This is a genomic window from Streptomyces sp. NPDC051976, from assembly GCF_040680795.1.
In the GTDB taxonomy this organism is placed as follows: domain Bacteria; phylum Actinomycetota; class Actinomycetes; order Streptomycetales; family Streptomycetaceae; genus Actinacidiphila.
The window spans coordinates 403,009-422,901 of record NZ_JBFAXL010000002.1; the positions used below are offsets into that span (position 1 = coordinate 403,009).

Consider the following 19,893-nt stretch of genomic DNA (forward strand, 5'->3'; position numbering starts at 1 on the left):
CCGGAAGAGGCCAGCATGATGTTCACAGCCGCTCGCCGGTCCCTGGCCGTCGCCGTCGCCGGGCTCCTCGCCGCCGGGACCGTGGCGCTCGCGACCGGCGCAGCCCAGGCCGACGTGCCGGGCGCCATGGGGGTGTTCCCGGCGACGGGCACCGACACCAGCGGGATGCAGCTCACCACCGCGGGCCCGTGCCCCGCCGACGCGACCAACCTCATCGTGTCGGTGACCGGCTCCGGCTTCCCGGCCGCGGGCCAGAACGTGGTCAGCAACTCGCCGATCAGCACCTACTCCAACACGCCGGACGGCGGGATCGTGGTGCCGCTGACGCAGACCATGCGGGACTACGCCAGCACGGCGGGATTCAGCACCCTGCAAGGGCGGTACGACTTCACGCTGACCTGCCGGGCGGCGTTCGGCTCGGCCACCTACGGCGGCTTCGGCGCGTCGGTCTGGTTCACGTCCAACACGGCGTACCAGACCACCGCGCCGGCCGTCGCCACGACGACCGCCCTGACGGTGGCCCCCGCGGGTTCCGTCGTCCAGGGCACGTCCGTCACGCTCACCGCGGCCGTCGCCCCGGCGGGCGCGGCCGGGTCCGTGCAGTTCATGGACGGGACGAAGGCGGTCGGGTCCCCGGTCGCGGTGGCCGCGGGCAGCGCGAAGCTGACCACCGGCACGCTCGCGGTCGGCGCCCACACCCTCAGCGCCCGGTTCACGCCCGCCGATTCGGCGGCGTTCCTGCCGTCCACTTCCGCGGGCACCTCGCTGACGGTCAAGATCAAGCCCCCGTCGGTCGTCACGGCGCCGAAGGTGACCGGCACCGCGAAGGTCGGCGCCACGGTGACCTGCGCGGTGACGTTCGGCGGCGCCACGTCCGTGACGTACGCCTGGCTGCGCGACACCACCGTGATCAGCGGGTACACCGCGCACACCCATGTGCTGCAGGCGGCCGACTACCGGCACAAGATCGCCTGCCGGGCGACCGCCGCCAACAGCACCGGCAAGACGACGGCGACCAGCCCCGGGGTGAGCGTGGCCCTGGGCGCGGCCCTGCACAACACCGTCCGCCCCACACTGGCGGGCACCGTCAGGACCGGCCACAGGATCGCCGCGCGCAACGGCACCTGGAGCCCGGTGGCCAGCTCGTACACCTACGTCTGGCTGCGTGACGGGCACGTCATCCGCGGCGCGGTCCACTCGGCGTACGTCCTGACCTCCGCGGACCACGGTCACCTGATCTCGGTCCGGGTGACGGCGAAGCGCTCCGGGTACGCCGACGGCTCCGCCGCTTCCGTCCCGGTGAGGGTGGGATGACCGCCCCCACCACCACGGTCAGGCCCGCGGCGTCCGCCGCGGGCCCGGACCGGCCCACCTCCGCACCCACCGGCCGGGCGCGCACCGCGCGCCCGGCCGGGCCCGGGCTGCGGGTGGCGGGCACCGCGCTGACCATCCTCGCGGTGCTGCTCCTCGGCTTCGTCGTGGACGTCGGACTGCTCGGTGACATCCGGCACGACCGTGACCGGCAGGTCGACTACGCCACCCTGCGCGCCGACCTGGCCAACGGCACCGCCCCCGTCGGGCCCGCGGCCCCCGGGGCTGCCGCCGACGCGGGCCCCGGCGTCAAGCCGTTCACCTCCGGCGCGCTGCTGGCGGTGCTCAGCATCCCCGAACTGCATCTGCGGGAGGTCGTCCACGAGGGCACCACCTCGCGGATCCTGGTCCGCGGCCCCGGCCACCGCCGCGACACCCCGCTGCCCGGCCAGGCCGGGGTCAGCGTCATCATGGCCCGCCAGGCCACCTACGGCGGACCGTTCCGCCACCTCGGCGACCTGCGGCCCGGCCAGACCTTCACGGTGACGACCGGTCAGGGCACCGCCCGCTACCGGGTGCTCGGGCTGCGCCGCGGCGGCGACCCGCAGCCGGCGCCGCTCGCCGCAGGCGCCGGGCGGCTCACCCTCATCACCGCCGACGGCACCGCCTTCATGCCGCACGGCATCCTGCGGGTCGACGCGGACCTGGTCTCCGCCGTCCAGCCCGCGTCCGCGCCCGCGGTCGCCACCGCCGCGCTGCCGGCCGACGAGAAGCCGATGGCCGTGGAACACGACGGCTGGCTGCCGCTGGTGCTCTGGGGCCAGGCGCTCGTCCTCGCGGCGGCCGCCATGACCTGGGCGCACCTGCGCTGGGGCCGTCCGCACACCTGGGTGGTGGGCGTCCCGCTGCTCGCCGTACTCGGCCTGCTCGTCGCGGACAACGTGGCGCTGCTGCTTCCCAACTCGATGTGAGGACCCGTGAACCCCATGAGCAGTGAGAGCCCGACCGGCGCCGCCGGTACCGAGACGCTGAGCGGCGCCGAGGCCACCATGCCGCTGCCGCCGTACACCGGTACGGCGGGACCGGCGGGCGGCGCGACCCTGGACGCCCGGCGGATCTCGGCGTGGTTCGGCAGCCACAAGGTCCTCGACCGGGTGTCACTGACCATGCCCGCGGGCCGGGTGACCGCGCTGATCGGCCCGTCCGGCTGCGGCAAGTCGACCTTCCTGCGGATCCTCAACCGGATGCACGAACTGGTGCCCAGCGCCGCGCTCGCCGGTGAGGTGCTGCTGGACGGCGACGACATCTACGCCGCCGGGCGCCGCCTCACCGAGGCCCGCCGCCAGGTCGGCATGGTCTTCCAGAAGCCCAACCCGTTCCCCGCCATGTCCATCTACGACAACGTCACCGCCGGACTGAAGCTGACCGGGGTGCGGATGGCGTCCTCGGACAAGGACGCGCTGGTGGAGGAGTGCCTGACCAAGGCCGGTCTGTGGAAGGAGGTCCGCGACCGGCTGCGGCAGCCCGGCGGCGCGCTCTCCGGCGGCCAGCAGCAGCGGCTGTGCATCGCCCGCTCGGTGGCGATCCGGCCGAAGGTGCTCCTCATGGACGAGCCGTGCTCGGCGCTCGACCCCACGTCCACCCGGCGGATCGAGGAGACCATCCGCGAGCTCGCCCACGAGGTGACGATCGTCATCGTCACCCACAACATGCAGCAGGCGGCCCGCGTCTCCGACAGTTGCGCCTTCTTCCTCGCCGAGCAGGGCACCCCGGGGCTGATCGTGGAGCACGGACCGACCGACGCGATGTTCTCCACGCCCGCCGACCAGCGCACCGCCGACTACGTGGGCGGCCGCTTCGGCTGACGCCCCGCCGCCCGGCCGCCGTTACGGGACGGCGAACAGGCCGGGGAAGCCCGGGGCCAGCCAGGGCTTGCGGCCCCAGGCGACGATGTTGCCGCCGAGGAGGGCGGCGGTCGGGGTGCGGCGGCCCATGGCCAGCAGGAAGAAGGTGACCGGCTCGGACACGATCGTGCAGTCCGGCCGGCGCGGCGGCTCCCCGGTCACGACCGCGGCGCCGTCGGTGAAGGTCACCGCGAAGCGTTCGCCGCCGCGTACCCGCAGGTCGTAGCAGGCGTTGTGCCGGGCGGCCGCGGTACGGGGCGAGACCGCGCGGGGCATCGCGGTACGCAGGAACGGCAGGCACAGCTCGACGCCGTCCCGGTCGATCATGTGCGGGCGGCGCAGCGCGACGGCCATGTCGTAGCCGTGCGCGAGCATGTGCGTCAGCAGGTACGACGCCAGGGTGGGCAGGTCCATCGCGCCCATGGGCGTCACACAGGTGCTGTCCGCTGGGCGCGGGGCCGCCGCCGCGTTGAAGGCGACCGCGTGCTTCACGATCCCTTCCGCCAGGACGGCCGGATCGCGCTCGCCGAACGCCGCCAGCGCCTCGGCGTTCGCCGCCGCCAGACTTCCCGGCGTCCCGTCTCCGTACGGCTGCTCCCGGCCCTCCGCCAGCGCCGCCATCAACTCATTCGCCTGCACCAAGTGCGCTGCCGCCTCCCCGACCGACCACTCCGCCCCCGGGATCCTCACCGCGCCGTCCCGGCACGACCGCAACACCTCCGCTATTCGCTCGGCCGCGACGGCGATGGCCTCACTCAGCCGTGGCTCCACGGCAACCTTCTCCTGGGGAACGCTCATGGCCCAGAGCGTGGCCCAGCCCCGCCCTCCTGTAAACCCCGCACTCCGTCCACGGGAGGACCGTGCCCCGAAGGGGCGCGGGGAAGCGCGCTGCGCTTGCGGTGGACCGGGCACCGGACGTGCCCCGAAGGGGCGCGGGGAACTGCGCGCTCAGCCCCCACCGGCCGGTGGTCGGGAGACAACGCGTCTGCCCCATTGGGGCCGGTGGTGACCTGCAGCCACGCGACGGCTGGTCGCGCAGTTCCTCGCGCCCCTTCGGGGCACGGTCCTCCGTGGACGGGCTAGGTGAGGAGCAGAGGGGACGGCAAGTCGCTGGCGGGGTGGAGGTGGAGGAGGGTGTGGACGACGCCGGCGAGGCCGGACATGAGGCTCGGGGAGAACGCTTCACGGGCCAGCCCCCCGACGGGGCCCCGCTGCTCGAGCCCGGTGAGAAGCTCGGCGTCGAGCTGGTCACGGGTGGGCCCCGCCCAGGAGGGATCGGCGCCGCGGATGGCGTCGAGTACGGCCCACAACCCGAGATCCCCGTGGCACAGGGTGTGGCTCCAGCCAAAGCCCTCCGCGGCGCAGGCGCGGCCCGCGCGGCGGGCGGCGTCGAGATGCCGCGGGTCGCCCGCACGGCGGTGGAGGTCGAGCATGGCGAGGCCGATGCCCGCGCTGCCGTGGCACCAACTGGTGAAGAAATCCTGCTCGCTGCCGATCCGCACGTCGAGCCAGTTCCCCTCGTCGGGGCGGTAGAGCGACTCCTGGTAGGCGAAGGCCCGCGCGGCGAGGTCGCGCCAGCCGTCCCGCTCGGCGGGGGTGCCCGCGTCGCTGAGAGCGAGGCGGGCCAGGCTCCAGCCGATGCCGGTCGCGCCGTGGGCGAACCCGCCGATGCCCTCGGGGTTGAGCCGGGTCGCCCAGCGGGCGCCGACCGCGTCGACGGTGGCCCGCGCCCGCAACTGCCCGCCGACCCGCGCGGCCGTGCCCAGCCAGCGGTCCTGGCCGGTGAGCGCGGCCAGGCCGAGCAGCGGGACGACGGCGCCCGCGGCGCCGTTGAGCAGGTCGATGTCCTGGTCGGCCGCGACCAGACCGGCCGGACCGTCGTCGTCGAGGAGCGCGGCCCGCGTCACCGCGCGGTCCAGCAGCCAGTCTTCGCCCAGGACGCGGTGCAGCGCCGTCCACGTCCAGACCTGGGAGGCGGCGCCGCTGAAGGCCCCCGCGGAGGGGGTGGGCGTGGAGTCCTCGGTGGTGACGAGTACCCGCAGCGCGCCGTCCAGGCACTCCGCCACCCCCGGCACCTCGTCGGCGCGCCCGGCGCGCACCTCCGTCACGTACTCCGCGAGCGCCAGCGCCACCCCGCCCTGGCCGGTGTAGAGGTCGGCGGGCAGCACCCTGATCGACCATCCAGCGGGGGTGAAGACCGGGCTGATCCAGGTGACCGTACCGTCGTCGCCGCGCACCGCCCCGTCGCACAGCTCGCGGACCAGCCTGGCCGCCAGCGCGCGGCGCCTGGTGTCGGCGCCGCGGCTGTGCGGGTCGCGGGCGGGCTCCTGGATGCGCGGCGGCAGGGAACGCTCGTTGAGGTAGGCGCCGACGAGCGCGTCCTGGACGACCGACTCCTCGAACGCCATGTCCGCGGTGCGCCAGTCGTCGACGGCCGCGGTGACGGCCGCCGCGTCCACCCGGAAGCCGAACATCGGCACGTCGCCGACCAGCAGGTCCGCGATCTCCGCCGCGACGGCCGCGGGTTCGGTCGGTGCCCCGGGCAGCACCCGGGCGTTGCGGAGCAGGATGTCGTGGGCCCGCGCCACCGCGGCCGCCTCGTCGTGCAGCGACGCCGGGTGCCACAGCATGCGGGCGATGTCCACGTACGCCTGCGTCGGCCGCAGGATCCGGCGCGCCCGGACCCCCTCGAAGCGCCGCAGCAGAGGTGACGGGCCGTCATCGAACAGCCGCCGCAGGTGCGCCGTCATCTCGCGGAAGCCCTCCAGGACCCGGTCCCAGTAGGCGCTGAGCACCGGCGTGGCGCTGGGGTGGTTGCCCGCGGTCGGCATGCTGACCAGGTCGACCTGGAGGTGCGCGGCGCCGGTGCCGCCGTCGGCGATGACGGGGGTGGGGATACGCGGTTGCTGGCCGGGCAGCGCGCCGACCCCGGAGATGTCGACGCCGCCGAGGGCGTAGCCGCCGCCGCGTACCGGCAGCAGACCGGTGCGCAGCACCGTACGGCGGATGGCCGCGGCCGCCACGTCGACCGCGTCGCCCCGGCCGCTGGGCGGGAACGGCGCCGGGGTGTCGAACAGCGTCTCGCAGTCCACGACCACCGGTACGGGACCGGCGGCGACCATGTTCTCGGCGTGCATGTCGGTGCCGCCGAGGAGCCGCAGCACACCCAGCCAGTGGCCGATGCCGCGGTAGAAGACGGCGAGTTCGCGGTCGTCGGCGCAGTAGCGGTGGCGGACGAACTCGGCCCATCCGTAGCCGTCGCGGACCAGGACGCGCGGCACCCGGATGCGCTCCCCGGGGGCGGGCGCGCCGGGGAGGGCCTGGTGGACCTCGTCCAGCAGCGCGCCGAGCGCGGCGTCGATCGCGGAGTCCCGCGGCTTGTACATCACGGTGCCGCCGGCGAGGTCGACCCGGCTCACCGTCAGTCCGCCGCGATGGGTGTCGCCCGCGCCGAACTCGACGCCGCGGACCTCTCCGGCCGGTGCCCCGGTCAGCTGTCCGAGCAGGGCGCGGTCGGCGGCCAGCCGTACGGCGAAGGAGGTGACCGCGGCCACCGACAGCCGGGCGACGGAGTCGACACGGGAGGCGAGGGCGGGGTAGCGCGGGGCGAGCCGGTCCAGATAGCCGTCGGTGTCGGCCTGTTCGAGGAACGCGGACCAGGTGGCGGCGCCACCGCTCGCCGTGGCGTCGCCGGACCGCCCGCCCGCCAGCCGCAGCGCGTGCAGCTCGATCAGGAACAGCCGGGACAGCTTGGCGTGCAGCGAGTGCCGCAGCGACACCTGTCCGGCGTCCTGGATGACCGCGCGTTCCGCGGCGCTGAGCCCGCCGATCGCGGCCAGCCGCCGGGCCAGCTCCCGCTCCCACGGCCGGGCGACCCGGGCGACCGGGCGCGCGAACCACGCGTCCTGGTCCTGTCCCGTCTCCGTCGCCGTACGCGTGCCGTCCGCCGTGTCGGAACCGCCTGCCGAACCACCTGCCGAACCACCCACAGGTCCGCCCTCCGTCGCGCCGCCAGAACCCGGACCGGGCCCGCGAAACCGTGGCGGAGTCGTGGGCCCGGGACGTGCGGAAGTGCCTATCGCGGGACCGCCGCCATCAGCAGCAGTAGCTCCCGCGCGAACCGCTCGGGCTGGAACAGAAGCCGTAGAGCGCGTCGGTCGGGTCGGTCAGCGCGGCCTCGGCGGCGCTGCCTCCGACATACAGCGGTCCGGCCGGGTTGGCCTGACCGTGGGCGGACTCGGCGCCGGACAACCAGGCGTCGATGATGGCGGTGGTGGCGGCGATGGTCTGGGGCATGGGTGGCCTCCGGACGGTGGGTGGTGAGGGCGGATCAGCCCTGTCCCTCAGTATCAGGAGATCCGGTGAAATGCCGACCACGTGTTCGTACTTCCATTCGGACGTACGAATCAATTTGGCCATGAACGCCCGTGGGGCCCGGCGGAGTCGGTACTCCGCCGGGCCCCACGTCCTGCTGTGCCGCTTGCGTGCGCCCGGAAGACCTCCTTCCGGGCGCGCGTCCTACCGGAAGGAGTTCAGGTAGGTGGCGGTCGGCGAACCGACTCCGGTGGCGTTGTCGAAGCCGCGGACGGCGTTCAGCGAGGTGTCCTGGCCGAAAGCGACCAGACGCACCTTCAGGGCGCCGCCGACGACACCGAAGTCCACGATGCTGCTCAGCGGCGTCGTGGAGTGCTGCGCCTGCCGGTCGACGACGTCACGGAACAGCGGGGACCGCGCGTACAGCGACGGGTTCGCGAAGCCGACGGCGTGGTGCCGCGCCTGCATCGCGTCCGCCTGGACGGCGGCGAACTCCGGGCTGGAGACGCTGGTGCCGCCGTAGCCGCCCTCGCTGTACACACCGTCGGTCGTCATCCCGACGAGCACGGAGGTGTACAGGTCACCGTTCATCGACACGTCCGGCGTCACGCGCTGGGCGTGCCCGCTGTGCGCACCCGTCATCAGGGTGTGCGCCAGCGAGTTGGGTACGGTGCCGCGCTGGTACCACGGCTGCGCGAAGTCCTCGCTGGTACCGCCGCCACCACCGAAGTAGAACGGCGACGGGACCGCGGGGACCCAGCTCGTGCCGTCGGCGGAGAGGTTGGAGCGCAGCGTGCCCATGTCCGTCTCGAAGCCGTAGCGGCCGGACTTGTCGGACACGCCGAGGGCGGTGCCGCCGACCGAGGTCACCCACGGGTCGGAGTCGGGCCAGTTGGCCTGGGCGCGCGAGGTGTCGGCCTGGCAGTTGACGCCGGTCGCGGCGGCCAGCGGGCTGCTGTCGCCGCAGTCGCCCGCCGAGAAGCCGATGCCGATGCCCTCGGCCGCCGCCTGCTTGAAGACCTGCTCGTAGGCGGCGATCTCGGACGCGGTGATGTCCGCGTTGTCCGAGGTGTGCATGATCTCGCCCCACGAGTTGGAGACGACATCCGCGAGGTGGTTGTCGACGATCGTGCTGATCGCGCTCAGCAGGTCGTCGTCGGTGCAGGAGTTGGCGCCGACGTAGACGACCTTGGCGTCGGGGGCGAGCCCGTGCGCCATGTCGACGTCCAGCGACTCCTCCGGAGCCCAGCCCTCGGGGCCGCCGCACAGGTCCTGGCTGTTCCACTGGCTCGGGTCGACGATCTCGCGGTACTGGCCCGCGCGGAACGCCTTGTCACCGTGGTTGACCGAGTACTGGTTGGCGTCCGCCAGCATGGTCGGGCTGCCGTACGCGTCCACGATGGCGACGGTCGCGCCCTTGCCGGTCAGACCGGTGGCCGTGATGCCGTACGCCTTGCGCAGCTGCGCGGGGTAGAACGAGCACTGGTCGAACGGCACAGGGCCCTTGGTGTAGCCGGCCGGTGCGCCGGTGGCCAGCTTCTGGCCCCAGTAGTCCGAGCAGGTCTCGGTGGTCGGCAGCCCGTCGGCGGGCTTGGAGCCGGGGTCGGTCGCGGACGTGCCGCTGCTGACCTTCACCGAGTCGGGCTTGACCGTGGGGCCCTGCGAGGCGAGGCCGGTGACCCCGAGGATCGCGGAGGACACGGAGGCCGGGACCACGACGTTGCCCGCGGGGGCGTGCCGCAGCTTGCCGGAGACGCGGTACTGGTGGATGCCGGTGCCGAACGCCTTGGTGAGCGCGGAGTTGGTGCCCTTGACGGTGACCGCGTGGTCGGTGGTGCGCACGACCGTGAGGCCCGCGCCGACCGCCCACTTGCGGACCGCCGCGACCTGCGCGCTCGTCGCGCCGAAGCGCGCCTTGAACGCGGCCGGGCTGAGGAACCTGCCGTAGTTCGCACTGTCCGGATCCGACACGGCCGTCGCGTAGGCCGTCAGACCCGCGGGGTCCTGACCGGCCAGATAGACCGTCCCGGTGATCTGGGTGGAGGCGGGCACCGCGCCGGCGTCGCTCGCGGGCGTCGCCCAGGCGGGGTGGCTGCCCTCGATGGTCCGCCCGACAGCCGTCGGTCCGGCGGCCTGTGAGGGCGCGGCCACCAGCAGCGAACCGGACACCACGGCCAGCGAGGCCGCCGCGACCACGGCGGCACGGCGGCGTGAGACACGGAGATGTTGTATTCCGGTGATGACGACTCCAAACGTATTGGTCCGTAGGGAGGTTCGAGCCGTGCGCGCAGCGCTCACGGCCAGCGGTGCGCTGTAGTGTGCACGCCGGTTCGCACCGGTGTGAACATCACGCCGCAGTCCTTAACTGGACCTTTAACCAGCCGGACGCGGATTCGTGGGATCTTCTGCCGTTTCGCGGTGCCATGTCGGCCGGATGGCCGCCTCCCGACCGATGGGATCCGGCCAGGCGGAGCCTGTGGAGAGCCTGTGGATGGGCCGCCGTGTCGCCGGCGGGCTGCTGACCCACCCTCACCACCGCTCCTGCGGCGTTCGGCTGAACGTGTACCGCCGAACGGCGGGCGTCGCGGCGGGGTGTGCGGTCCCGGGGGGACTGGGCGGGGACTGTGGCCGGTATGAAGGTATTGAGGATCAGCGGTGTCGTGGTCGGTCTGCTGCTGATCGCCGCCGCGTTCGTGACGGCGTTCTACATCGAGCCGACCTATGTGGCGCGGGTGCCCAGCGACACCGACGAGCAGCGCACCTACGCGGGTGTCTTCACGACCCTGCTCGACCCTCAGGCGCTGGCGAAGAACGACGTCGCCAACGCCGTCAAGCACAATGTGCCGCTGACCGTCGACCGGCGGGTCAAGGTGCAGAAGACCTCCGGCAACACCGCGCTGATCAGCGACGCCCGCACGATCAACGCGGCGGGGGCGCCGGTCGAGCGGACCACCTGGCAGTACGCCCTCAACCGCAAGACCCTGGAGCCGGTCTCCAAGCCGCCGAGCGGCTGGACCGTGGTCAACGCCCAGGGGCTGACGGTCAGCTGGCCGCTGGGCGCGGACAAGAAGACGTACACCGGCTGGGTGCCGGAGACGGCGACCACCACGCCGGTCCGGTACACGACCACGGCGACCCGGTCCGGTCTGCACACCTACGTCTACCGGGCCACGCTCGCCCCGACGCCGATCGCCGACGCGCAGATCCTCGCCGGGCTGCCCAAGGCGATCCCCGCCGCGCAGCTCAAGGCCCTCGCGGGCAGTTCGCTGTCGCCCTCCCAGCAGGCCCAACTGGGCGCGCTGCTGCCGCAGCTGGGTGACCCGGTGCCGCTGTCGTACACCATCGCGGGCGCCGACACCTTCTGGGTCGAGCCGGAGACCGGCGTGGTGATCGACCTCGTGCGCTCGCAGCAGCGCATGGCGGGCGTGAAGTCGCCCAACGGCACCTTCGTCGGGCTGCTCCCGGTCAGCGACGCCTCCTACAAGCAGACCCCGGCGGCCGTGAAGGACGCCGCCGACCAGGCCAACGACGGCCGCGACGCCATCGAGCTCTGGGGCACCACGGTCCCGATCATCGCCGGCATCGTCGGCGCGGTGCTGGTGGCCGCCGCCCTGCTGATCCGCCGCCGTCGCCCGCGGACCGCCCGGCACTCCGCCTGATCGGCCGGGCCCCGACCGGCCCTTGCCCCCGGTGATGCGAAATCGTATAGTACGAAATCGTGAAGTCCGATTCCGTATCATCTCCGTCCTCCGCGACCCCCGCCGACTGGTCGGCCCTGCTCGCGCTGCAGCGGGCCACGCACGCCACCCTTCAGGTGCTCGCCGCCGAGCTGGTCGACCTGGATCTGACCGCCTCGGAGATCAACGCCCTGGCCAACCTCGCCGACGGCCGCGGCCGTACGGTCTCCGAGCTGGGCGCCGCCGTGGGCACCCGGCCCACCACGCTCACCAGCGTCCTGGACCGGCTGGAGCGCCGGGGCCACATCACCCGTGGGGCCCGCCCCGGTGACCGGCGCGCGGTGCTCATCGAGCTGACGGGCACCGGGCAGGAGACCGCCGGCACCATCCGGCGGACCATCGCCGACCTGGAGCGCCGCGCGCTCGGCGGTCTGTCCGCCGAGGCGGTCGCCACCCTGCGCACCGCCCTTGAGGCCCTGACGGAGGTGCCCTCATGACGACCCCCGACGTCTCCTTCGACGCCCTGATGGCCGAGGTCATGGCCGACGCCGACCGCTTCGGCCACCGCCAGCACGTCCACCTCACCTGGCTCGCGGTACGCCGCTGCGGGGTGCCCGCGGCCGTCACCCTGGTCAGCGACGGCATCCAGCGCACCGCCCGCTACGCCGGGGCCCCGCAGAAGTACCACGCCACGGTCAGCCGCGCCTGGGTCGAACTCGTCGGGCATCACGCGACGGCGGACCGTCAGCAATCCCCCCGCCCCGGCGACTTCGCCGCTTTCGCCACCCGCCACCCCGCCCTCCTCGACAAGCGCCTCCTCACCCGCTTCTACCGCCCCTCCACCCTCGCCACCCCCGCCGCCCGCACCACCTGGACACCCCCCGACCTCGCCCCCTTCCCCTGGCAGCGCGGGGACGGCGGGGACGCCTGAAGGCCCGGCCGCCGAGGGGAAGTGGCGGCGGCCGGGCCTTCTCGGGGGGTGGGTCAGGTGTTGTTGGCGAGGTTTTCGAGGCCGGAGTAGGGGCCGTTGAAGTAGTCCTGGTCGCCGGGGAAGCTGCCGGAGTCGGCGTGCTGCCAGAAGGTGTAGAAGGGCCAGCCCGCCGGGAGGGTGCCCGCGCTGGAGGCGTAGCGGGCGACGAAGAGCGGGTCGTGGGCCGCGAAGGCCGTGCTGTTGCCGGTGCAGGTGGTCCACCAGTTGGTGGTGGTGTAGATCGTGGGCCAGCGGGTCGTCTTGGCGTGGACGCGGTTGACGAAGTCCGAGATCCAGCCGCGCATGGCGCTCTGGCTCATGCCGTAGCAGGCGGCGCCGGTCTGCGGGTACTCGATGTCGAGCAGCGGCGGCAGGGTCTGGCCGTCCTTCGACCAGGCGCCGCCGTGCGTGACGAAGTAGTCGGCCTGGGCGGTGCCGCTGGAGGACTTCGGGGTGGCGAAGTGGTAGGCGCCACGGATGAAGCCCGCGTGGTACGAGTTGGTGTAGTTCGTGTTGAAGTACGGGTCCTTGTACGTGGTGCCCTCGGTCGCCTTGATGTAGGCGAACCGGGCGCCCTTCGCGAAGGCGGCGGGCCAGTTGATCGTGCCCTGCCAGTTGCTGACGTCGAAGCCGGGGGTCTGGGTGACCCGGGACGAGGGGGTGGCCGAGGTGCTCGCCGAGCGGCCCTCGCGGGCCACGACCGACGATCCCATCCAGTCCCGCTCGGGGTGGGAGGGGCTGATCGCCCGGTCGGTCGTCCCGGTCGCCCGGTCGAGCGACCGGCCGAGCGGGTCGGGGGCGGCGGCTGCCCCGGGGACGGCGGCCACCAGGGCCGCCAGGGCGATCAGCGTGCCACCGAGTGCTCGTAGTGCGCGGCGCGGCCTCGGTCGGTGAGGCGAACCGTGTCCGGCGAGGTACATCTGTGTCTCCAAGGGGTGGGGTAGTTCCTTGGCGCGGCCGTGTCAGACCCTCGTCGTGACGTCCTTTCATATATGGACAAAAGAGGGCCAATACGCCTATTGCATCAGAAGGATGGTGCCCACCCGTGAGGGACGCGCGGGGCGGCGCGCTTCCGCCGCCCACGCAACCCGGATGCCCTACGCGTCAGCCGACGTGCACCCGCGGCCGCCGGCCGCGGTCCGGCTCCGCCTCGCGCAGCACCTCGCGGGTGACCGGCGCGACCTCGCCCTGGCCGAAGAGGAAGAAGCGCAGGAAGTTGGCGAAGGGGTTGCCCTCGGTCCACTCGAAGTAGATGTGCGGCTTGCAGCCGGTGACGTCCCGGACGTGCAGCAGCAGCGCGGCCAGCGCGTTGGGGATGGACGAGCTCTCCAGCGACAGCACCCGGTAGCGGTCGTGCAGCACATGGCCGCGTACGGTCAGCGCCGCCTCGAACTCCGACGGGTCGCGCACCGTGACCTCGACGAAGACCAGGTCGTCCTCGGGCGGCAGGTCGTTGTCCGCCCGGATCTGCTGCATCTTGTCGCGGTACTCCGCCGCGTCCCGCAGCCCCGGCTCGTTGGCGATGAAGCGGATCCGGCGGCTGGCGACGTCCCGGACGAAGCGCGCCGCCATGTCGTCGAGGTCCACGCTGGTCACCCGCAGCTCGAAGGCGCGGGCCAGCCGGGACAGCAGCGACACCAGGATGATGCCCGCGATGAAGCAGGCACCGATCTTCACACCGTCCGGCCGCTCCAGGACGTTCACCACCGTGGTGTAGAGGAACACCACCGCGATCACCCCGAAGCCGATCCGCCACTTGCGCTGCCGGGCCTCGTGCGCGGCGATCGTCACGGCGATCGCCGCCGAACTCATCAGCACCAGCACACCGGTGGCGTACGCGCCGCCCTGCTTGTCGACGCTGGCGTCGAAGAGCCAGGTCACCAGGAACGCCACCAGCGTGAAGACCAGCACCATCGGCCGCACCGCCCGCGCCCAGTGCGGGGCCATGCCGTAGCGGGGCAGGTAACGCGGCATCAGGTTGAGCAGACCGGCCATCGCGGAGGCGCCGGCGAACCACAGGATGGCGATGGTGGAGAAGTCGTAGACCGTGCCGAAGGTGCCGCCCAGGTACTGGTGGGCGAGATAGGCCAGCGCGCGGCCGTTGGCGGGGCCGCCCGCCTCGAAGTCCTGCTTCGGGATGAGCACGGTGGTGATGAAGCTGGTGGCGATCAGGAAGACGCTCATGATCAGCGCGGCCGTCGTCAGCAGCTTCTTGGTGTCGCGGATGCGGCCCGCCGGGTGCTCCTCGGTGTCGTCCGGGTCGCCCTCGACATTGGGCATCACCGCGACGCCGGTCTCGAAGCCGGACATGCCCAGGGCCAGCTTGGGGAAGATCAGCAGCGAGACACCGATCATCACGAAGACGTTGCCGCGCTCCGCGGTCAGCCCGTTCGTCCAGTCGGTGACCAGGTGCCCGGCGGTCGCCACATGCCAGAAGCCGACGACGACCACGACCACGTTCAGCGCCAGATAGACCGCGACCAGGGCGACGGCGATCCCGATCGCCTCCAGGAAGCCCTTGAGGAACACCGCGCCCAGCAGGGCCACCAGGATGAGGGTGATCACCATCTGGTGGCTGTGCAGGGCGCTCGCGAAGTGCGGGTTCTCCGTGAGGTGGGTGGAGGCGTCGGCCGCCGAGAGGGTGATGGTGATCAGGAAGTCCGTCGCCGCGAAGCCCAGCAGCGTCAGCACGAAGAGCTTGCCCTTCCAGAACGACAGCAGCCGCTCCAGCATCGCGATCGAGCCCGCGCCGCGATGGCTCTCCTCCGCCACCCGCCGGTAGACCGGCAGCGCGCCCGCCAGGGTGACGATCACCAGCACCACGGTGGCGATCGGCGACAGCAGCCCGGCCGCCAGCGCGGCGATACCGGGCTGGTACCCGAGCGTGGAGAAGTAGTCCACACCGGTCAGGCACATCACCCGCCACCAGCGCTGCCCCTTGTGGGTGACCTCCGGCTCGACCTGCCCCTTCTGGTGCTTGCTCATGTCGGACAGCCCCTCCAGGAGCCATGTCCGGAAACGGCTGCTCTCCACCGGGGTGGCGGACATGGGGTGCTCCAGGGGTACGGCGGGACGACGTGGACCGTCGCGGCGCTGCGACGATGCCCAGCGTAGACACCGCGTGGGCCCGGGCTTCACACCACCACCCCGGGTGACCTGTGAGGTCTCACCGCCCCGGGCTCACTGCCCGGCGCTTACTGCCCCGCGCTGAGATACATGTGCGTCGGCAGCCGCAGCCACCACCGGGCCGACGTCCGTACCGGCGGAAGCGGATGGACGGTGGCGATCCGCCGCAGCTCGTCGGTGTGGCGGCCGATCGCCAGCGAGTAGACCGCGTGGTGCAGCAGGTCCTGGCTGCCGGGGCCGCCGCCGAGGGCCGCCGCGGTGTGCCGGGCGACCAGCGTGCGCCACACCTCCGTACCGCTGCTGCCGCCCATGTGGCCCAGCGCCTGGACGGCGGCGGTCTGCACGGAGACCGGCAGCCCGCGCCGGGTGGCCAGCGCCTCCACGTACGGGCGCTCCTCGGGGGTGCCGACGATCCGCAGCGCCTCCAGCAGCCGCGTCGTCCACGCCGTGGACTGCGCCGGGCGCTGCCGCCCCAACTCCCATACCAGGGTGTCGGCGACGGGCGCCCGGTACGGCGTCGCGCGCAGCAGGAAGCCCGCGTACAGCCGGTCGTCGAAGACCGGTGAGTCCAGCAACTCGCCCACCACCACGGGTAACAGCAGGTCCTGGAAGTGCGGGTTCTCCCGGGGCAGCATCGCGGTACTGCGGGCCGCGATCAGCGGGTGCAGACGGCCGCCCCGGGTGTCCTGGCCGGCCGCCGGGCCGTCGGCGCCCGCGTGTCCCGGTGGCGGCGCGCCCGGCAGCCGCAGCCGTCCGGACAGCCGGCGGGTGGCGTCCGCGGGCAGCAGCCGCAGCGCGGCGACGGCCAGCGGATAGACCGGGTCCTGGGCGCGCGCGGGGTCGGCGAGCACCCCGAGTACGGCGTCGGTGACCTGCTCGCGCTGCGGCGGCGAGAAGTGGTGGTCGCGCAGCTTGCGGACGCACGCCAGCAGCGCCCCGGTGAACGCGTCGCTGTTGGTGGGCGCCCTGAGCTGCGCCACCACGTGCCGGGCCGCGTCGGGGTGGGGGCTGGCGTCCAGCAGGCTGATGGTCTCGATGAACACCCGGCTGTCGGGACTGGCCGCCCACGCCGCGCACACCGCGATGGCCGACCGGCGGCTGCCGGGGTGGTTCAGCAGCCGGTTGAGCCCCTCGAAGCGCGGCTTCCACGCCTCCCCGTCGGCCGCGACCGTCTCCACCAGCAGCCGGTGGCAGATGGTCTCCCACTCCCCGCGGCGCAGCCGCAGCCCCGGCTCGGCGGCGATCCACGCGGTCGCCTCGTCCCACATCCGGGCGGTGAGGGTGTCGGTGGAGTCCAGCCGCTCCAGCAGCGCCTCCAGCCGCTGGTCGGCGTGCGGTGTCCCGCCGCGGGCGGCCGCGGCGCCGGGGCCGGACCCCGTGGGCAGCGGCGCCGCGGACATGTTGCGGATCGTCACGTCGACGGTCGACAGCAGACTGCCGGGCTCCAGCGCCAGCAGCTCCTCGTAGCGGCTGACCGCCGTGCGCGGCACGGGCACCAGCCCGTTCTCCCAGCGGGAGATCTTGCTGGTGCTCACCGGCTGCGGATGGCTCCCGCCGCCGAACGCGGCGGCGAAGGTGCCCGCCCGCGTCCACTGCTCCTGTGGCCCGTACAGCCTGTTGACCCGCAGCAGCCAGCCGATCCTGGCGCGGATGCCCGTACCGCTGCCGTGGCTGCCGTCGCTGCCGCCGTCCGTCGCACCCGTGCTCCCGGCCGGGCGCCACGGGCGTCCCCGTCCTGCCATTACCACCCCCCTGCGACCCGGGCGTGATTTGTTGCGGACGGATTCTTCCCGTGCAACGCGGCCACGACCCCGGCTTCGCGGCGCCTAGTGTCGCGCACACCGGAGACGATCCGCCGCATTCCCAGCCAAAATCCACCGCTGGTACCGCGGCGCTCCGAACACGCCCGCGCCGGGCCAGCGCCGTCAGGGAGGCGCCCGCGACCTGGGGGGGACGCGGAGGCAGCGGCCGGCGTGCGGGCGGTGGCGGCGCCCCGTTGCTCCGGAGAGCGCCGCCGCCGTCTCGCCGGCCTCGTGCGGAACCGGGTCCGTCCGTGGCCGGAACTGACAGCGGCGCGACGCGATTCGGGGGGTCGGGGGGCTCGCGGGGTCAGGCGGCCCGGTGGATGACGACCATCGCGGCATCGTCCCCGAGGCCGCCGCCGGTGAACTCCAGCACGTCGCCGCGGATCGCGTCGAGGAGGGCGTCCGGGGAGTACGACGTCCAGGCGCCGAGCCGCTCGGCCAGCGGGTAGAAGGCGCCGTGCGGATCGCGCGCCTCGATCACGCCGTCGGTGTAGAGCAGCAGGGTGTCGCCGCGGACGAAGTCGAAGTCGGCCACGTCGTGCGGCGCCCCGCCGAGCCCGCCCAGCCCGATCGGCAGCGCGTCCACCGCGGGTTTGAGCGGGTGCGTGCCGCCGTCGTGGATGAGCAGCGGCGGCGGATGGCCGCAGTTGGCCAGGCGCAGCGACGTACCGTCCGGCTCCTCGGCGATCTCCGCCATGACGGCGGTGACGAACCCCTCCATCTGCCACTGCCGGGTCGGCCGCGCGCTCGTGGCGCTGAAGGTCTCGCTCTCGGCCGCCGCCGTCAGGTCCTCCTGGAGGCTGTGGTCCAGATAGCCGGGCAGCTTCTCCAGCGGTACGCACTTGCGCGAGGCCCGGCGGAAGGCGTTGATCACATAGCCGACCACCTCGATGGCGGACATCCCCTTGCCCTGCACGTCGCCCACCAGGATCTGCAGCTTGTGGTCGGTGACCGACGCCGCGTAGAGGTCGCCGCCGATGGCCGCCTCGCGGTCGGCGGCCAGGTACAGCGAGGAGATCCGCAGCGAGCCGATCTCCCGCGGCAGCGGCCGCAGCAGCGCCCGCTGGGTCATCTCGGCCACCCAGCGGGCCTGGGTCAGATCCTCCTCGCGCCGCTGCCGGGCGGCGCTCGCGGCGACGGCGCCCGCGCTGATCAGCACGACCGTCGTCAGCATCACCGGGAAGTTCGCCTGGTCGAGCTGGTGGTTCGCCGCCGAGGCCGCGACCACGGCCGGCAGCGTCAGCCCCGCGACCAGCAGCACCGCCCAGGGACCGAGGAACGCCGCGGACAGCGCGGGGACCGCGACCATCAGTCCGCCGATCCGGATGTCCGGCGGTGTCAGTTCGTCCACGGTGATGAGAGCGGCGAGCACGATCAGCGACACGATGAGCACCGACCGCGAGCTGCGCCGTTCCGGAAGCGGCCGGGACCGCCCGAAGTCGTCGGCTCCCATGATCACAGGCTACCCCCGGCCCTCCCGTCGGGCCCGGCGAGCGCCGCGCCGCCGGGGATCAGCCCTTCGCGCCGCGCTTCCCCCCGAAACCCTCCACCAGCCGCGGCGGAGCGGCCTGCGTCCAGGAGTCCACCACGATGTCGTACAGCTCGTCCGCGTCCTCCAGCGCCGCCAGCCGCGCCCGTACCCACGACGAGTGCGCCTCGTGCGGCGGCACCCAGAACTTCTCCGGCTCCGCCGCGATCAGCTCGCCCCGCTCGTGCTTCGGGTACCGCACGGCGAAGGACGTCCCGTCGTCGGGCACCGTCACGAACATCTTCCCCGCCACATGGAAGGTGGGGATCTGCCACAACTCCCTCTCCACCGTCTCCGGCAGGGACAGGGCGATCCGGCGGACATCGTCGGCGTCGAGCATGGCGGGCTGCCTCCGTCGGCTGTGGGTACTGGGCCGGGTGTCCCCCGGACCGGGCGCTCCTGGGCGTTCCCGGGTGCCCGCATACTGTCAGGGATCAGTCGTGGTGGAGGTGTGCGGGTGAAGCTGGCGGAGGCGTTGGCCGAGCGGTCGGACGCGGCGCGTCGCGTGGAGCAGTTGCGGTCCCGGGTCGTGAGCAGCGCGCGGTACCAGGAGGGCGAGACGCCCGCCGAGGACGCCGTACGGCTGCTGGCCGAGGCGGACGAGGCGCTGGGCACGCTGGAGGTGCTGATCCGGCGGATCAACAGGACCAACGCGGCGGTCGACATGGGCGAGGACGGCACCCTCACGGACGCGCTCGCCCGCCGGGACGTGCTGCGGCTGCGGCACTCGGTGCTCACCTCGGCGGCAGATGCCGCGGCGGGCCAGCGCGGCGCCGCCCGCCAGCTGCGTTCCGAGCTGACGATGCTCTCGGCGCTGGACGTCGCCGATCTGCGGGCGCGGGCCGACGTCCTCGCCCGCGACATCCGCCGGCTCGACATGCGCATCCAGCGCACCAACTGGGAGGCCGACCTCCTGGACTGAACCCGGCGGGAGGATGTGGAGCAGGTAGTCGCCGCGGAGGCGCGCACACACCGCGGGTCGGCGGTCTATCCGATCCCTTTCTTGGCGCGTGGAGGGCAACGCGGGGGTTCGACTCCCCACGGAACATCGCAGCTCCGCACCGCGCACAAGTGAAGGCGCACGGCGCACAGTTCATCACCGCCGTGCGGATCCGCGACGACGAGGGCGGGCTCGGGGCATCCACATCCGTCCACGCCGAGGCGGGGGTGGGGGGGGGGGGGGCCCGCCCCCCCCCCCCAAAGCCCCCGCGCGCGGGGGGGCCCCCCCCCGGCGCCCGGGGCCGAGAGGGGAGTGTTA

Annotated in this window: 16 protein-coding genes; 7 read left to right on the forward strand and 9 right to left on the reverse strand. The window is 73.3% G+C overall.

Features of this window, described 5'->3' with window-relative positions:
* Positions 1–15 precede the first annotated feature (15 nt).
* Genes AB0M29_RS04130 through AB0M29_RS04140 form a run of 3 tightly spaced genes read left to right on the forward strand, consistent with a single transcriptional unit; the run spans position 16 to position 3,176 of the window.
* Entirely contained in the window at positions 16–1,314 is a 1,299-nt protein-coding gene (locus AB0M29_RS04130) for an Ig-like domain-containing protein (RefSeq protein WP_365378510.1), read from the forward strand.
* The gene (locus tag AB0M29_RS04135; protein ID WP_365378513.1) at positions 1,311–2,282 is read left to right on the forward strand and encodes a sortase; all 972 of its coding nucleotides are present in this window, start codon (positions 1,311–1,313) and stop codon (positions 2,280–2,282) included. Before AB0M29_RS04130 ends, AB0M29_RS04135 begins: the two co-directional genes overlap by 4 nt.
* 15 nt (positions 2,283–2,297) lie before the next feature.
* Positions 2,298–3,176, forward strand: coding sequence for a phosphate ABC transporter ATP-binding protein (locus AB0M29_RS04140; RefSeq protein ID WP_365378516.1), 879 nt, complete (start codon positions 2,298–2,300; stop codon positions 3,174–3,176).
* Positions 3,177–3,197: 21 nt separating this feature from the next.
* On the opposite strand, the gene AB0M29_RS04145 is transcribed toward AB0M29_RS04140, so the two are convergent.
* The 4 genes from AB0M29_RS04145 to AB0M29_RS04160 form a co-directional block, all read right to left on the reverse strand.
* A complete protein-coding gene (locus AB0M29_RS04145) occupies positions 3,198–4,013 on the reverse strand; it encodes a maleylpyruvate isomerase family mycothiol-dependent enzyme (RefSeq protein ID WP_365378519.1) in 816 nt (271 codons plus the stop codon).
* Between the two features lie 281 nt (positions 4,014–4,294).
* The gene (locus tag AB0M29_RS04150) at positions 4,295–7,204 is read right to left on the reverse strand and encodes a type 2 lanthipeptide synthetase LanM family protein (protein ID WP_365378521.1); all 2,910 of its coding nucleotides are present in this window, start codon (positions 7,202–7,204) and stop codon (positions 4,295–4,297) included.
* Between the two features lie 106 nt (positions 7,205–7,310).
* Positions 7,311–7,511, reverse strand: a complete 201-nt coding sequence (locus AB0M29_RS04155; protein ID WP_365378524.1) for a DUF6229 family protein — start codon at positions 7,509–7,511, stop codon at positions 7,311–7,313.
* Positions 7,512–7,733: 222 nt separating this feature from the next.
* Complete coding sequence (locus AB0M29_RS04160) at positions 7,734–9,725, reverse strand: S53 family peptidase (RefSeq protein WP_365378527.1); 1,992 nt, start codon at positions 9,723–9,725, stop codon at positions 7,734–7,736.
* A 437-nt stretch (positions 9,726–10,162) separates the two neighbouring features.
* Here AB0M29_RS04160 and AB0M29_RS04165 point away from each other — a divergent pair, with 437 nt between their 5' ends.
* Genes AB0M29_RS04165 through AB0M29_RS04175 form a run of 3 tightly spaced genes read left to right on the forward strand, consistent with a single transcriptional unit; the run spans position 10,163 to position 12,137 of the window.
* Positions 10,163–11,188, forward strand: coding sequence for a DUF3068 domain-containing protein (locus AB0M29_RS04165; RefSeq protein WP_365378529.1), 1,026 nt, complete (start codon positions 10,163–10,165; stop codon positions 11,186–11,188).
* 59 nt (positions 11,189–11,247) lie between these two features.
* Complete coding sequence (locus AB0M29_RS04170; RefSeq protein ID WP_365378531.1) at positions 11,248–11,703, forward strand: MarR family transcriptional regulator; 456 nt, start codon at positions 11,248–11,250, stop codon at positions 11,701–11,703.
* The gene (locus tag AB0M29_RS04175; RefSeq protein ID WP_365378534.1) at positions 11,700–12,137 is read left to right on the forward strand and encodes a hypothetical protein; all 438 of its coding nucleotides are present in this window, start codon (positions 11,700–11,702) and stop codon (positions 12,135–12,137) included. Before AB0M29_RS04170 ends, AB0M29_RS04175 begins: the two co-directional genes overlap by 4 nt.
* Positions 12,138–12,190: 53 nt before the next feature.
* On the opposite strand, the gene AB0M29_RS04180 is transcribed toward AB0M29_RS04175, so the two are convergent.
* The 5 genes from AB0M29_RS04180 to AB0M29_RS04200 all read right to left on the reverse strand — a co-directional run bounded on the left by AB0M29_RS04180 (position 12,191) and on the right by AB0M29_RS04200 (position 18,975).
* The gene (locus AB0M29_RS04180; protein ID WP_365378536.1) at positions 12,191–13,108 is read right to left on the reverse strand and encodes a GH25 family lysozyme; all 918 of its coding nucleotides are present in this window, start codon (positions 13,106–13,108) and stop codon (positions 12,191–12,193) included.
* A 172-nt stretch (positions 13,109–13,280) separates the two neighbouring features.
* A complete protein-coding gene (locus tag AB0M29_RS04185; RefSeq protein ID WP_365378539.1) occupies positions 13,281–15,224 on the reverse strand; it encodes an amino acid transporter in 1,944 nt (647 codons plus the stop codon).
* A gap of 146 nt (positions 15,225–15,370) precedes the next feature.
* Positions 15,371–17,044 (reverse strand): XRE family transcriptional regulator, encoded by a 1,674-nt coding sequence (locus AB0M29_RS04190; RefSeq protein WP_365378542.1) that lies wholly within the window; start codon positions 17,042–17,044, stop codon positions 15,371–15,373.
* A gap of 367 nt (positions 17,045–17,411) precedes the next feature.
* Complete coding sequence (locus AB0M29_RS04195) at positions 17,412–18,560, reverse strand: PP2C family protein-serine/threonine phosphatase (protein WP_365378545.1); 1,149 nt, start codon at positions 18,558–18,560, stop codon at positions 17,412–17,414.
* Positions 18,561–18,618: 58 nt separating this feature from the next.
* Positions 18,619–18,975: an MmcQ/YjbR family DNA-binding protein gene (locus tag AB0M29_RS04200; protein WP_365378547.1), complete on the reverse strand. Its 357-nt coding sequence runs from the start codon at positions 18,973–18,975 to the stop codon at positions 18,619–18,621.
* A 117-nt stretch (positions 18,976–19,092) separates the two neighbouring features.
* Between AB0M29_RS04200 and AB0M29_RS04205 the strand changes: the two genes are divergently transcribed.
* Positions 19,093–19,557, forward strand: a complete 465-nt coding sequence (locus tag AB0M29_RS04205; RefSeq protein ID WP_365378549.1) for a DIP1984 family protein — start codon at positions 19,093–19,095, stop codon at positions 19,555–19,557.
* Positions 19,558–19,893 lie beyond the last annotated feature (336 nt).